At 44.6% G+C, this 13,975-nt stretch carries 14 protein-coding genes; 5 read left to right on the top strand and 9 right to left on the bottom strand.

Features of this window, described 5'->3' with window-relative positions:
- The first annotated feature begins 16 nt into the window (after positions 1-16).
- From WHS38_01475 to WHS38_01460, 4 genes are all read left to right on the top strand, one after another.
- Positions 17-1,810: a VCBS repeat-containing protein gene (locus WHS38_01475; protein MEJ5299640.1), complete on the top strand. Its 1,794-nt coding sequence runs from the start codon at positions 17-19 to the stop codon at positions 1,808-1,810.
- Positions 1,811-1,899: 89 nt separating this feature from the next.
- Positions 1,900-2,121 carry a NifU family protein gene (locus tag WHS38_01470; GenBank protein MEJ5299639.1) on the top strand — a complete coding sequence of 74 codons (222 nt, stop codon included), beginning with the start codon at positions 1,900-1,902 and terminating at the stop codon, positions 2,119-2,121.
- 211 nt (positions 2,122-2,332) lie between these two features.
- A complete protein-coding gene (locus tag WHS38_01465) occupies positions 2,333-2,932 on the top strand; it encodes an XRE family transcriptional regulator (GenBank protein MEJ5299638.1) in 600 nt (199 codons plus the stop codon).
- Entirely contained in the window at positions 2,933-4,744 is a 1,812-nt protein-coding gene (locus WHS38_01460) for a radical SAM protein (protein ID MEJ5299637.1), read from the top strand.
- Here the strand turns inward: WHS38_01460 and bioB are convergent.
- Positions 4,720-5,679: a biotin synthase BioB gene (gene bioB, locus WHS38_01455; GenBank protein MEJ5299636.1), complete on the bottom strand. Its 960-nt coding sequence runs from the start codon at positions 5,677-5,679 to the stop codon at positions 4,720-4,722. The two genes, WHS38_01460 and bioB, sit on opposite strands and share 25 nt — an antisense overlap.
- Positions 5,680-6,057: 378 nt before the next feature.
- Here bioB and WHS38_01450 point away from each other — a divergent pair, with 378 nt between their 5' ends.
- Complete coding sequence (locus WHS38_01450) at positions 6,058-7,182, top strand: HD domain-containing phosphohydrolase (GenBank protein ID MEJ5299635.1); 1,125 nt, start codon at positions 6,058-6,060, stop codon at positions 7,180-7,182.
- Between the two features lie 76 nt (positions 7,183-7,258).
- Here WHS38_01450 and WHS38_01445 read toward each other — a convergent pair whose 3' ends face one another.
- The 8 genes from WHS38_01445 to WHS38_01410 form a co-directional block, all read right to left on the bottom strand.
- On the bottom strand, positions 7,259-7,618 hold the full coding sequence (locus WHS38_01445) for a NifB/NifX family molybdenum-iron cluster-binding protein (GenBank protein ID MEJ5299634.1): 360 nt from the start codon (positions 7,616-7,618) through the stop codon (positions 7,259-7,261).
- A gap of 15 nt (positions 7,619-7,633) precedes the next feature.
- Entirely contained in the window at positions 7,634-8,524 is an 891-nt protein-coding gene (locus WHS38_01440; protein ID MEJ5299633.1) for an ATP-binding protein, read from the bottom strand.
- A 3-nt stretch (positions 8,525-8,527) separates the two neighbouring features.
- The gene (locus WHS38_01435) at positions 8,528-9,388 is read right to left on the bottom strand and encodes an ATP-binding protein (GenBank protein MEJ5299632.1); all 861 of its coding nucleotides are present in this window, start codon (positions 9,386-9,388) and stop codon (positions 8,528-8,530) included.
- Positions 9,388-9,747: a NifB/NifX family molybdenum-iron cluster-binding protein gene (locus WHS38_01430; protein ID MEJ5299631.1), complete on the bottom strand. Its 360-nt coding sequence runs from the start codon at positions 9,745-9,747 to the stop codon at positions 9,388-9,390. Before WHS38_01430 ends, WHS38_01435 begins: the two co-directional genes overlap by 1 nt.
- Positions 9,748-9,863: 116 nt before the next feature.
- Entirely contained in the window at positions 9,864-10,217 is a 354-nt protein-coding gene (locus WHS38_01425) for a DUF5320 domain-containing protein (GenBank protein MEJ5299630.1), read from the bottom strand.
- A gap of 59 nt (positions 10,218-10,276) precedes the next feature.
- Positions 10,277-10,924: a hypothetical protein gene (locus tag WHS38_01420; protein MEJ5299629.1), complete on the bottom strand. Its 648-nt coding sequence runs from the start codon at positions 10,922-10,924 to the stop codon at positions 10,277-10,279.
- A gap of 226 nt (positions 10,925-11,150) precedes the next feature.
- A complete protein-coding gene (locus tag WHS38_01415) occupies positions 11,151-12,806 on the bottom strand; it encodes an acyl-CoA synthetase (GenBank protein ID MEJ5299628.1) in 1,656 nt (551 codons plus the stop codon).
- A 104-nt stretch (positions 12,807-12,910) separates the two neighbouring features.
- The gene (locus WHS38_01410) at positions 12,911-13,654 is read right to left on the bottom strand and encodes a DUF6125 family protein (GenBank protein MEJ5299627.1); all 744 of its coding nucleotides are present in this window, start codon (positions 13,652-13,654) and stop codon (positions 12,911-12,913) included.
- Positions 13,655-13,975 lie beyond the last annotated feature (321 nt).

The following is a 13,975-nucleotide window of genomic DNA, read 5'->3' as shown; positions in this document are numbered from 1 at the left end:
AGGGGAGGTTTTTCAAATGCGAAAACCAATCAAACTTTTGAGCACCTTTAGCTTTATTTTTGCGATCATAGGAATTCTATTCTTTGGATGGGGAACTTGGACGGTGTCTGAAAATAACCTGGCTGCTGCTCAGCAGAGTTCTTCGCGAATCGCTGTAGCTCCCTTCTCAATTCAAGCACCTCCTGATCTTGCTTATCTTCAAAAAGGAGTGCAGAATTTGCTGGTTTCTAGAGTTAATGTGCCTGGAAAGATTGATACAATCCCGATAAATTCGACACCTTCCGGGCTTACACCAGGAGCATCTCTTAATCCCGAAGAGACTAAAAAAATCTCCAGCACAGTTGGAGGAACCCATCTCATTGTTGGGACTATAACCGCCATTGGCGAATCGGTAAGCATTGATGCCTGGTTATATGATCTATTATCGGGCGGAGCTCCAAAAAAGTTCTCTGTTCAAGGAGGAACGATTAGCCAGGTAATTCCTCAGGTTGACCAGATGGCAAAGGAGATAGGCAGTGCCCTAGGGGCAACCCCTGTTGCAACAACCACACCCACCCAATTATCTCAAGCTCCCGTAGCAACTGCTCAGCCCCAGCAAGGAGCTCAGTCTAGAGTCATGGAAGTGCTAGCAAATCCCCTTTTAGAAGAACAAAAAATTTCCTACCTTAATCCCAACTTTATTGAGATTACCCCAGAAGAATCCCTTCAAAATTTAGGTGTATGGCGAAGTCAGACTATCTCTGAAGGTATCGTTGGGATGGATGTCGGGGATGTGGACGGTGACGGCATTCCAGAAATAGTTACTTTAAGTTACAAAAAACTAAGTGTGTATAAGCGTATTGGAACGGCTCTTAAACTCATTGCAACTTACGAAGCCGATAAACTTCAACGGCTTGTGTGGTGTTCGGTAATCGACCTTAATGGTGACAAACGAGCGGAAATTGTCGTTACAGCGATGGTACAAAAGAATGTAACCTCTGGGGGTTACATGGAAAGTATGACGGGGGTAGCAACAGGACATGAAATTCCTTCCTCCGTAATCTTTTCTCTTCAGGGGACAACTCTTCAACCCATAGCAACAAAAATTCCCTTCTTTTTGAATACATTCACCACCGCCACTGGAGAAAAAATCCTTATTGGTCAGAGACAAGCAACAGAAAAGGGATTTGCCCCTAACATCCATGAAATGCGACTTCAAGGTCAAAAGCTTGAACCTTTACAGGAAATTCATCTTCCATCTAAATGCAATGTGTTTAACTGCGCTGAGTTTGACGCAGATGGAGACAGCAAACCAGAATATGTCATTATACTTCCAGACAATCGCATGATACTCACTCGAGCAAACGGTTCTGTTATGTGGAAAAGCCGTCATCGGTTTGGAGCTACAACTAACTACATTTTGGGAAAAGCCGAAGATCTAAGATACAATCAACAAGATTACTATTATATTCCCCCACCAATGCTGGTAACAGATCTGAACAAAGACAACCAAAAGGAAATCGTTGTTAATCGTTCCCCTGAATACAGCCGCTTGCTTCCTGCAGGTTTCAAATACTACGAAGCAGGACAGGTAGTTTCCCTTTCCTGGGATCAAATTGGACTTATTGAAAACTGGGCTACCAGGGAACTCAGCGGAATGGTGACAAGTCTTCGCATTGCCGACACCAACAACGACGGAACACCAGAACTTGTCGTAAGCGTGGTGCTTGGCAAGGAACTCCTGCAAGTTTGGAAATCCGAAAGTGTAATCTTTGCCTACGATCTTAACGTGGATAGAAAAGTGAAGAACAAAGCCAAAGAATCCAGATAAAGGCTCTGGTCACAGCACCTCAAAATGCTTAAAGTGAATTTACCATCCAACAGGATGATTAAAACACAGAAAAAGATGGAGGCAAAACAATGAAGGAAAAGGTAGAAAAGGTTCTGGAAAAAATCAGACCGATGCTTCAGCGAGACGGCGGTAACGTAGAACTCGTCGAAATAGATGGAACAACGGTCAAGGTTCGACTCACGGGAGCCTGTCACGGATGTCCCATGAGCCAGATGACTCTTAAGGCGGGCATTGAACGAATCATAAAGCAGGAAGTTCCTGAGGTTTCTCAGGTTGTTGCAGTGATGTAAAATCCACTGAAGAAGATTTGGTTATAAGACATCCCGTTTATTTCACATCAATTTTTTAGGGTAGGGGTGAGTTACACTAACCCCTATCCTAAAAGCCTAAAAAGATTGTTTAGACAAACTAAATAAATTTCATTTATACTTCCCACCTGGTTGTGATATTCTAATTTACGGCGAGTTGAGAAAACCCATTCAAACTGGAATAGGAGATGCAATGAGCGATCAAGATCTTCAATCCGCTGTCCGAGCTCTCCAATTGGGCAACAAGATAAGGGAGCTAAGAGACAGGAGACGTTATACTCTTCAAGAATTATCGGCAAAAACCGGTCTTTCTAAAGCTCTTCTTTCCCAAATAGAGAACAATCGTGTAATTCCTCCAATTGCCACCCTTCTTAGGCTTTCTAAAGCTTTGGAAGTAAGTCTCAGCTACTTTTTCCAGGATGAAGTAAAAGGACAATCCATTTATGTTACTCGAGCCGACGAACGCCTTAGAGTAGATAGACGCCAGCACCATAAGGAAGGCGAGGTCAACTACATATACGAAGCTCTTGAAACCAAAAAGCACGACAAACACATGGAACCCTTCTATGTCGAATTTCCCCCTATGGATGTGGAAGAAATGGTATTTACAAGCCATGAGGGAGAAGAGTTTGTATATGTACTTGATGGGACTATTGAGTTTCGAACAGCTAACACTACAATCATTCTGAAATCGGGCGATTCGCTTTATTTCGACGCCGCCCAGGGACATGCCTTTCGCTCTCTTGACGAAGACACCGCCAAAGCAGTTATTGTGGTCTGGAACAAACCGTAAATGACTCAACCAAGAATCCTGTTTATCCAGCTTCCTGTTCAATCCCACGATTATTACTACAACCTTGGCCATGTTCCTCTAGCGTCGGGAGTTCTTGCGGCATTTCTTAAACATCGCTTACCAGATGTGGAAGTTATTATCCTGGATAATTTCCTTACTTCCTGTGCAAGCACTCCTACCCTGATTAACCACATCCTGAGCATTGATCCAAGCATAATCGCTTTTGGGTGCTATCTGTGGAACATAGAAAGGTCAATTTTTATAGCTCGCACTTTACGTCAGCAGGGGCTTAAGTCTCTGATGATAGCTGGAGGGCCTGAAATCCATCCAGATAATTCCCTACTTTTCGATCCGAGTTGTCCCTTTGATATACTGGTTACAGGGGAAGGCGAAAGAGCCCTATATCGGATTATTTCTGCTCTAGGGTGTGAATCTGGATTTGAAAAAGGTTCCTTCGTAAAAGCTGATCCGATCTCTCTACTGGAAATCCCATCTCCATACCTAATGGGTATTCTACCTCCATCACCAGAAGGAAACTTACTAATTGAAACTTCTCGTGGTTGCCCATACCACTGTGCTTACTGCTACTATCATCACAATGTGTCACGAATGGCTGAATTTCCCATAGAACGGACAGTTCAAGAAATACGGTGGGCACGCCAGCAAGGGTTAAAAAAAATAACTTTTGTGGATCCCAGCTTTACTTCAAGGCGTAACCTTTCAAAGTTTCTTGATGTGCTTTCTGAGATAAATTCCGACAGATTTTTCAGCTTTTCGGCAGAGCTAAACGCTGAGCTTTGCGATGATGCTCTTGCGAGGATGCTAAGCAAAGCCGGATTCAATCATGTGGAAGTGGGGCTACAGAGCATCAACTCGAAGGCTCTCAAAGCCATCAACCGACCAGTAAGGATTGATGCCTTCGTAAAAGGTGTAAAAGCTCTTAGAAAATACGGTATCAAGGTTATGGTCGATCTTATTGTGGGACTTCCAGAAGAAACACCGGAAAGCTTTATTCAAGCCGTAAATTTTTGTGTGTCGGAAGACTTATCGGACGAACTCAGCATTTATCCACTCAGCATTCTCCCCGGCACAGAACTGAAAAAGCGATCCGGAGAACTGGGCATCTTCTATGATCCTTACCCACCATACTACGTAAAGAAAACTCTGTGGATGGACGAGGAAGCCGTGAGACAGATTTTACGCTATGCTGAAGATTTAACAGGTATTGACTACTTTCCTCCGGAATTCCCTCGCCTCCACCCCATCCCTGGTGAGCTATCTCATTTATGGTCGCTTACTGCAAAAGATGATGTATCTAGCTGGAGCCAGATTATTTTGAAAAACTCTTTTTTGGGACAGGCAGTAACTTTAAGGCTGGAAAGGAACGACTGGTGGACATATCAGGAAGAGTTTGCAAAGTTTTTTGAGAATCTTCTACAACAAGATCCATTCATGCTTGTTTCCTGGGTCATCCCCGAAGAAACCATAACATCTGTTCCCCTAAAAATGAGACTAAGAATTTTCGAAAAATTCTTTCCCAAGCGGAACCACTATAAAGACAGGGAATTGTTTTCCACTTCAAGTTCAATGAAGTCGTCCCAGGTGTTCGTTCAAATATCTCACCAATCTCTTTGCGACGGTATCACCCTTTTATGGATTACCCTTGAACTTATCTCGGGGCAAAACGACGAACTATGGTTTCTTACAACTTGCGATGAAGCATCCTTTCCTGAAAAATACGCTCTTTACCGATCAAGTGAGCTTCTGGGCATTTCAGAAGACGTTCCTTACAAGGTCACTTTCATCTCTTGAAACGAGCTTTCCGCTTCTCGAATCACTGTAAGATCATCCTCCAGCGGATTTCCTTTAGTGGTCAAGTAATGTCCAACCATAAGCCAGTTTATGGCAGTTTCAAGGGCTCGCTTCTGTAATGTCCCTAGAGCTCGCTCTCGCCCTCCACAGAGCCTCAGTTCCCCGTCGGGAAAAACCAGCCGGAAAACCGCAAGAGTTTTCATAATCTCGTTTTTGGGAAGAGGAGGCTGTTTTTCCAGAGGAGTGCCGGGAATTGGGTTCAAAATGTTTATAGGAACAGATGAAACGTCCAGTTCTCGCAAAGTAAACATCATATCAACTCTATCATCCAGGCTTTCGCCCATTCCGAGAATTCCTCCAGAGCAGACTTTAAGACCAGCTTCTTGAGCAATACGAATAGTTTCGAGTCGGGAAGAGAATGTGTGAGTAGTGCAAATGCTGGGATAGAATTTTTCTGATGTCTCAATGTTATGATGATAAGTGGTAACGCCCGCTTCTCTAAGAGCATAGGCTCTTTCTTCATCAAGGCTTCCAAGAGAGGCACAGATAGCAAGCGATGGAATTTCTTCTCTCAAAGCTCGCACAATATCGATAATTTGTAGAAACTCTCTTTTACTTAGCTTTCCTCCGCTGGTAACGAGAGAAAAACGCTCTACTCCTGCATTTGTCATCATCTTTGCCTTAGCGATAGCCTCACCAACGGGAATGACAGGATATTCTGGAGCACCAGTTCGATACCAGGAGGATTGAGCGCAAAAGGCGCAGTTCTCAGAACATTTGCCTGAACGGGCATTTATAATAGCACACATGTGTATTTTGGCTCCACAGAATCGATACCTTATCTGTCGAGCTTCCTCTAACAACAGTTCCAGTTCGTTATCGGATACTTTTATCAACTTCAAGGCGTCATCTTTTCCAATTCCAGATAATTCCATTGAGATTGCCTCCTTTAATTCTACTTCTTCGAAGAACCATATTCGAACATTCTACTTTACTACAAGAGTGCTCGAAAATTTTTCCCACGCAGGGTTATCCTGGTAATAGCCTAACAGTTTGTAGGGGCGACGCATGCGTCGCCATTACATTTTCTGGCAAATCACATATTGAGTCGTTTCTTAGCTGCTTGCATCTGGAAAGATTCTCCAAGTTGAGTTCTATCCCGGTATTTCCTATAGTTTATGCTACTTTGCCACATCATAAGAGAAGCTTTAGAACACCATCATTCTACTATTGCTTTTTTAAAAAAAGTGCTTAAATTTCAAAAGACACAAAATCTTTTGACCAATTGATAACCCCAAATAGGAGCAACAGCTTTGGAAGCCCCTGTAGCTAAAGTGCTAGTTGTGGATGATGACCCCCTCATTCTCAAAATGATCAACGCCTTCTTAACTTCCAAAGGCTACATGTGTTTTTTAGCATCTAACCCTGACGAAGCCCTTAACATCGTCCATCAAAACCACATTGATATAGCGATTGTGGATGTTATTCTGGGCGAAAAGTCGGGCATAGATCTTATACAAATTTTAAGGAAAAGCTACCCCAAACTTCCATGCATTGTTATTACAGGTTTTGAAGACGAAAAAACAGCACGTCTCGCTCTGGATGTGGGCGCTTATGGCTATCTATCAAAACCTTTCAGCTTGCTTGAATTACTTGTAAACATTGAAGGAAATATCAGAAGACGGCGATTAGAAGATTTAAGAGACAATTACGAAGATAATCTTCAGAAGACAATCAGTGAAAAAACAGAAGGTCTCAGAACATCCCTAGATCTTCAACATAAAATTATCGAGGGCATAGTTAAAGCGATTGGAGAAGTTGTAGAAGTTCGTGATCCTTATACAGCAGGGCATCAACGCCGAGTGGCATCTCTTGCTATGAGTATAGCTCAAGTCCTTGGACTCCCCCAAGAAACAATAAATGCCGTTTATTTAAGCGCTCTTTTACACGATATTGGTAAAATAGCGGTGCCAGCGGAAATTCTAACAAAACCAAGCAAATTGGACGCTATCGAATTCGAACTTGTGAAGCGCCATCCACGAGTAGCTTTCAAGATCCTTGAAAACATTCCCTTCCCTTTTCCTATCCACGAAATTGCTTATCAGCACCACGAACGTCTTGACGGATCCGGCTACCCTGAAGGACTAAAAGGTGACAAGATCAGGCTAGAAGCCAGAATTCTGGCTGTTTCCGATGTTGTTGAAGCTATGATGTCCCATCGTCCATATAGACCTGCTCTTGGAAAGGAAGCGGCCCTTGAGGAAATTTGTCGTAACGCAGGAAAACTCTATGATCCTATCGTAACATCAGCTTGTGTTGAGGCTTTTAAATCCCGCGGCTTTGAATTTAGATTAATAGAACCATCATGGAAATACTGGGAAGACAACAAAAGCGAGAAACAGTCAAAACTTTCCGAACCTTGTTCCGAAAGGCTTTAAAGGGGCATCCTTTAAAAGATGTCCCTTTAACCAGCCAGTACACCCTCCCCATTGACGGGGAGGGATGAGGTGGGGGTTACCCACAACGATGATCTGGTCCGTGATCACACACATTGGCACCAGTTTGCAAAGTGCCGTTGATGTAGGAACGGACTATCTGTTCCGGTTCGAGAGATGGCGCACCTGTAATTACCCGAATACCATACTGAGCGAACAAACCAAGAGCTCGCCCTCCCATGCCTCCAGCAAGCACTAAATCAACCTTCTGTTGAGCCATCCATTGAGGCAGAAAGCCCGGTTGATGTGGTGGCGCCAAAACTTCTTCTTTCTTCAATATCTGACCAGTTTGAGGATCTACATCAAAGAATGCAAATCTTTCACAATGACCAAAATGCATAGAAAGTCGACCATCAGTAACAGGAATGGCTATTTTCATGTGTATCCCCTCCATTTAGCTTATAAATTTACAAAGTGAGTCCCACAGTTGTTCTATTTCTTCACCTACTCGGCGAAATTCTTCCCCTTCTATTTCAAAGACGGTAAGGCCGTTAATGAGAGCGGTCACTACAGCGGCATTGTAAGCCACTCTTCCAAGTAGAGTTGCACCTTTGTCAAGGGCCATTTTTTCAAGGCGATCAGCCCCATCGGGGTTAATGTCCCATTTGTTTACACAAAGGAAAGCGGGAATATTAAAGTGTCGAGCAAGACTGAGAGCACGTTCGGCGTCATGTTCACCGGAGAGAGTAGGTTCAGCAACCACAACAACCGCATGAGCGCCAGTCAGAGATGAGATGACCGGACAACCAATCCCGGGAGGCCCATCTACCAAAACAAGTGAAATTCCGTGAGTCTTAGCAAGATCCTGAGATGCCTTTCTAACTACAGCAACCAGCTTTCCTGAATTTTCTGCCATGGGGAAAAGTCGAGCGTGAGCCATAGGACCCACCCGAGTTTGCGATACCATCCATTCTCCGCAAAGTCTTTCAGGGAATTCGATGGCACCTTCAGGGCAAAATCGAACACAAAGCCCACACCCTTCGCAAGAAAAGGGATCAACAACAAACCCGCCATCTTTTTGAACCACTGCCCTGAAGCGGCAGAGTTCCTGACAGACTCCACAGCCTGAACATCGATCCTTATTTATAAATGCCTCGTGCCCACTCCAAAACTCATGCCGCTCAAGCACCTGAGGGTTCAAAAGTAGATGCAGGTCAGCAGCATCAACGTCACAATCGGCAACCACGACCTGTCCCGCCAGAAGAGCAAAAGCTGCAGTAAGGGTTGTCTTTCCCGTCCCGCCTTTTCCACTGATGATTACGATTTCTTTAATTTTCTCATCCATAGTTCACACTCTTTTGGACTTTTCTGCCAGATCTATTAATCTGCTAAAAATTTCTTCAATCTTAGCCCTGTAACCCGACACAGAGTTGATTATTAAATCACCTCTGGCATAAGCCTGAGCTACAGCACGATTCAGAGGGATTTCACCAATAAGAGGAATTTTTTCTTTCTCAAGATACTCGTAAAGAGAAGGATAGTTTTGGCCTGCTCTGTTGATCACCACTCCAAAAGGAATTCCTAAAACTCGGACTGTATCAACGGCTAGAGTTAGATCGTGGAGCCCAAAAGGAGTCGGTTCGGTCACGAGAAGAACCACATCCGCCCCTTTGATGGACTCTATAACCGGACAGGAAGTCCCGGGTGGACAATCAATTACAGTAAGAGGTGCACCGTGATCTCTTGAGTTTTTAACCTCCCTAATAAGGGGCGTAGCCATGGCAACACCGATAGAAAGAGTTCCATAGATAAGTAACAGGTCATTCTGAACCTGTAATGTCTCTACTTTGCCAATAGGGCGAGGCACTTCGTCGATAGTCTTTTCGGGACAGATAAGCCGGCAGCCACCACAACTGTGGCATAGCTCTGGAAAGACAAGGACTGTCTTCCCGATAACAACGAGAGCTTTAAACTGGCAGAAATTACTGCATTCTTCACAACCCGAACATTTTTCTTCATCTACTGATGGAATCGTAACGGAAACGGTCTTGCTTTCGAGCGTTTGTCCTTTCAGAAAGAGGTGAACGTTGGGTTCTTCCACATCGCAGTCGAGCACCTGAACAGGTCTGGGATTAGCCACGAAAGCCAGGTTCACTGCAAGGGTTGTTTTTCCTGTTCCTCCTTTTCCGGAAGCTACAGCGATAACCATTACCAGTGTCCCTCCACATCGGGAGCTTTAGCTTCCTGAAGCTTACCATCCTTTAAGGCGGCAATTGCATCCTTTACTGTTACATTCTGAGCAAGGAAGACCTTAATGCCAGCCTTTTGCAGAACGAAGAAAGCCTTGGGACCACAATGCCCCGTGATAACACAGGAAACCCCTTGACGGGCTATGTTTTGAGCAGTCTGCAAGCCGGCTCCCTGGGGTGCATTGAGATTTACGGAGTTATCAAAGACCTCAAAGGAGTCCGATTCCGTATCATAAACCATGAAGAACGGGGTTCTTCCAAAGCGTTCACACAAGGGTGAGTTAAGATCTTTTCCTGTTGTCGTAATGGCGATTTTCATGCCGGTCTTCTCCTTCTGACCAGGTGTATGCTACAATTCGCTAACCAATAATTACGTCTCACCGAAAACAAAACGGGTAGAGACGACTTTGGTGATCGCCTCTACCCAAAGCTTATCTACTTTTCTTCAGCACCTTTTTCGAGCAATTCTAGTTCCCGGCGAATAGCTTCCATTTCATCATTTAGCGCTTGGAGTTGATCCTTCAGGAACGCCTTCCTATCTTCTGGGGAAGAAACTTCTCCCCAGCCCCAGGCGAAAGGGGAAGAATACCACCCACGGTAGAACCATCGATGTCTAAAACCTCTTCCCCAGCCTAATCCACGACCGCCTCTTCGCCAGCCCCATCCCCAGAAGCCTCTTCCAGGTATGGGATTCATAAAACCGGGCATTCCATAACCGGCACAAAAGCCCGCTGCTCTACCCGTCATGGGACCAAGTCCCCATGGACCCGTGCGATCTCCTCCTGGCATAATTTGCCACCTCCTATCGATTTATATTTGCGCTCCTCTCTTCCCAGGAGCAATTTCGATCACATTTCTCTAACCATTTCCGAACCACAAACAGGGCATTTTTCTTCAACACAGGGAACACCTCGTTTGTGAGGTTCTCTGTGGCCACACTTAGGGCATATGCAAAAGCCACCAGGTCCACCTCCCATTCCCTGCCGTCGAGGACCGCTTCCTGCTCCACCTTGCCCTCGTCCTCTACCCATTCCTCTTCCTCTACCCCCCTGACCCTGCTGTCCATTAGGCATTGTCTTCTCCTTTCCGGGAACACTCACACCCCAGGCTACATTCCACATCCACCGTTTTTTACAGCAGCCCGGCATAACAAAACGGTTACTCCTGATTTTCCCTTCAACCCAGGCGGCAACCACTTCTTCGTAGGATCCCGAAATGAAAGGAATAACCCGAATACCGTGAGATTCAATAAGCCAGTAAAGATGTTTTGAGATAGCACCGCAGATAAGTTCGTTTACGTTCCATTCCAAGAGAGACTTTACCTTGCTGAAGCTTTCTTCTGGTAGATCTCTTTCTTCCTGTTCCACAATGTGTCTATCAGAAGACAATCCCACGAGGATTGCTATCTTAGCGACGTCACAAACCGGAGAGATGATCCCGTTCCATACCGTAAAAGCTCCTTTTGTTACCACCTTTTGAGTTAAAGTTTCGACCATAAGATAACCTCGCTTTTTGTTGATCTTCTGGCGTAAACATGTGAAGGCATATTTTGTGCCAAGACGGCCAGTGTAGGATTTTAAAGGTTTTTTAGAAAGAGATAGTCGCATAACGACAACATAGTAATCACTTTATGTTGCAATTATGCTACTTATAAAACGTTAGAGGCAACCGCTAGCGATTGCCTCCAGGGAGTGATTTCAAGGGGCGAAAAACTTCAGGTCCTTACTTAGAAAAGAAATCCTGATAGGCTTTGCGAAGGTCTCTCTTCAAGATTTTTCCAGTTGGAGTCTTTGGAAGCGATTCCATAACAATAACAGCCTTTGGAACCTTAAAGCCAGCAAGCTCTTTCTTACAAAGTTCGAAAATTTCTTCCTCACGAATCGTCTGACCAGGTTTTGGGACAACAACGGCTGTAACGGCTTCAACCCATTTGGGATGAGGTAGTCCTATAACCGCAACCTCGGAGACTCTGGGATCCTTGTATATGACCTCTTCTACTTCGCGAGTAGAAACATTTTCGCCGCCCGTCTTTACCATGTCTTTTTTGCGATCCACCACCGTAATGTAGCGATCCTCATCATAAACGCCCACGTCTCCCGAATGGAACCAGCCGCCTTTCATAGCCTCATCGGTCTTATCGGGATCCTTGAAATACATAAGCATCGCGTGGGGTCCCCTACCGCAGATTTCTCCCGGAATGCCCGGTCCTTCAATCGGATTGCAAAAATCATCAAGAAGAGCAGTTTCCATATTAAGCCCACCCATTCCCGCAGAACCGGGTTTACGAAGCTGATCAGCCGGTTTGAGGATAGTGTGATAAGGTGATAGTTCTGTTTGACCGTAGTAGTTATAAAGTCGCTGACAGGAAGGCAAACGCCGCTGAATTTCTTTAAGCACTTCAACGGGCATAATTGATGCTCCATAATAGCCTTTTTGAAGCGAAGAGAGATCACGTTTATCAAAGTCAGGATGTCTCAGCATTCCTATCCATACGGTGGGTGGTGCAAAGAAAACCGTTGCGCGGTATTTTTCTATAGATTCCAGAATTACGGGAATGTCAGCCTTGGGAAGCAAAATATTGGTTGCTCCAACCCAGAAAAATGGCGTAAGAAAGACATCCCTTTGAGCGCAATGGAAGATGGGAAGAGCGTTGAGATTTATGTCATCCGTAGAGTATTCTCCATCCACTATACAACCCATATATTCTGCAAGGAGTGACTGATTGGTGAGCACCACTCCCTTTGGAAGAGCTTCCGTTCCGCTCGTGTAAACCAGTTGCACAGGGTCCTCGATGTAAAGATCAACATCCGGCTCTTCGGAAGACGCTCCCGCCATCCAGGAATCAAAATCTATCCAGCCATCCGGAGCGGGGATTTTCGAACCCTGATTCGACCAAATCCAGTGGCGCACACCGGGCATTTGATCGCGAGCCTCCGCTACAAGATCGTAAAGAGCATCTTCTACAATAAAAATTTCGGCTTCCGAGTGGTTTATACAGTAGGCAATATCTTTTCCTCGCAGAAGATAATTGATGGCGAGATAAATACCGCCAGCTTTTGCGGTTCCAAGCCAGGTGAGAACATGGTGTGTGGTATTGTGAGCCAGGATAGCAACACGGTCGTATCGCTTAAGCCCAAGGGAAAGCAAAGCGTTGGCTACACGGTTTATGGCTTCGTCGAGTTGAGAATAAGTAAAAGTTGTATCATCGAAGATAAGAGCAGGTTTGTTTGGATAGCGATAGGCACTTCTGTGAACAAGATCTGCCACAACCCAGCGAGTAATCCTATTGTAGCGGCGTCTTAAAAACTGAACTGTTTCTGGGCCAAGGGAATTAAAAAGTTCACGCTCTTTAGATGTAAAAGGCGGAAATTCTTTCATGGTGGCTCCTCCATCTTTTTAGTCATCAAGAGATGCCATCTATTTTTACAAATCTTGCTCATAAAAACCCTTTTTCCTCACAGCTTATTAAGACTGTAGAACGATTATTCCACGAGCGTAAACTTCCAGGCGCACCACCAGTCTTCGGGGTGTTCATCTGGTGGGCAACCAACACACTCTGTGCGGATCCGTGGATCAATCATCTCAGCAAAGGTAGGATACTCAACAAGACCAGCAGATTTGCAGGGATAGTCTGGAAGTCCTTTACGTTTTCTGGCTACTTGAACCCGACATTCATTCATGCGGAAAATGAAGCTTTTTTCATCCACATCCTCGATGGACTGTTTATTAATCCGAGCATAGAGTCTGAAACTAAGAGCCTTCTTCAACCCGTCAAGCCCTGGCAAGTCAGAAAGTCCGATAAGTTTTTTGATACGATAGGCTTCATAGGGCGAAAATCGCGTCCAGCAAGTATCGTTACAGCGCTTCGCATAATCCATTCCGTAAACCTTTTCTACAGCTTGAAACCAGACCCCGTCATTTGCAAGCCAATTGACACAGACAGCATCAAGGATCTCCCAGAGTTCTTTTTCTGTCTTGTTTTTAAGAGCCACAGGAACACCATCTTCCACTTCAAAACCAAGCACTTTCGATAGTCTCTGGACGGTAATGCTCCAGGAAAGATCTCCCGCTTCATGTTCTACTTCCACGGCTTTTTTTATACCGACCTGATAATCCACTTCACGGAACCAGCAACCATAGTGAACAATGGTTCGTCTCAATCCGTCCATGATCCATCGAATCAAAACATCCTTCGAAACATTTTTGTGATACTCATACTCGCTCATAGCCACTCTCCTATCCTGTCAGGTTAGTTTCAAACGAATTCGACCTTGACAAACTTCGTTTTGCTCAAAGTAAAAAGATTCTGAACGGTCGTCAAGAAAGAAGCTATAAAATTGTTGGGTTACAATTTTTATGCAGTAAAAAATCATTGAAGAGTTTCATCTTTGGCGCTTAAAATTAGTTTTTCCAGAAACACCATCCTCTTGGCTCGTGTGCTGGAAAAGCATTATGATATTATATGTAAGGAGTCCGTAAAGGACACAGCAAAAGCAAAAACGAAAAGGAGGTTTTACGCTTTGAATCCGTTCTATAAGAATCTTGCT

The sequence above is a fragment of the Thermodesulforhabdaceae bacterium genome (assembly GCA_037482015.1).
In the GTDB taxonomy this organism is placed as follows: domain Bacteria; phylum Desulfobacterota; class Syntrophobacteria; order Syntrophobacterales; family Thermodesulforhabdaceae; genus JAOACS01.
The sequence above is the reverse complement of the archived record's forward strand: the minus strand, read 5'-3'. Positions and strand labels throughout refer to the sequence as shown.

Bases quoted from the DNA above. Each gene is read 5' to 3' on its own strand.
- WHS38_01475 (MEJ5299640.1), top strand. From the start codon at position 17: ATGCGAAAACCAATCAAACTTTTGAGCACCTTTAGCTTTATTTTTGCG.
- WHS38_01470 (MEJ5299639.1), top strand. From the start codon at position 1,900: ATGAAGGAAAAGGTAGAAAAGGTTCTGGAAAAAATCAGACCGATGCTT.
- WHS38_01465 (MEJ5299638.1), top strand. From the start codon at position 2,333: ATGAGCGATCAAGATCTTCAATCCGCTGTCCGAGCTCTCCAATTGGGC.
- WHS38_01460 (MEJ5299637.1), top strand. From the start codon at position 2,933: ATGACTCAACCAAGAATCCTGTTTATCCAGCTTCCTGTTCAATCCCAC.
- bioB (MEJ5299636.1), bottom strand. From the start codon at position 5,679: ATGGAATTATCTGGAATTGGAAAAGATGACGCCTTGAAGTTGATAAAA.
- WHS38_01445 (MEJ5299634.1), bottom strand. From the start codon at position 7,618: ATGAAAATAGCCATTCCTGTTACTGATGGTCGACTTTCTATGCATTTT.
- WHS38_01440 (MEJ5299633.1), bottom strand. From the start codon at position 8,524: ATGGATGAGAAAATTAAAGAAATCGTAATCATCAGTGGAAAAGGCGGG.
- WHS38_01435 (MEJ5299632.1), bottom strand. From the start codon at position 9,388: ATGGTTATCGCTGTAGCTTCCGGAAAAGGAGGAACAGGAAAAACAACC.
- WHS38_01430 (MEJ5299631.1), bottom strand. From the start codon at position 9,747: ATGAAAATCGCCATTACGACAACAGGAAAAGATCTTAACTCACCCTTG.
- WHS38_01425 (MEJ5299630.1), bottom strand. From the start codon at position 10,217: ATGCCAGGAGGAGATCGCACGGGTCCATGGGGACTTGGTCCCATGACG.
- WHS38_01420 (MEJ5299629.1), bottom strand. From the start codon at position 10,924: ATGGTCGAAACTTTAACTCAAAAGGTGGTAACAAAAGGAGCTTTTACG.
- WHS38_01415 (MEJ5299628.1), bottom strand. From the start codon at position 12,806: ATGAAAGAATTTCCGCCTTTTACATCTAAAGAGCGTGAACTTTTTAAT.
- WHS38_01410 (MEJ5299627.1), bottom strand. From the start codon at position 13,654: ATGAGCGAGTATGAGTATCACAAAAATGTTTCGAAGGATGTTTTGATT.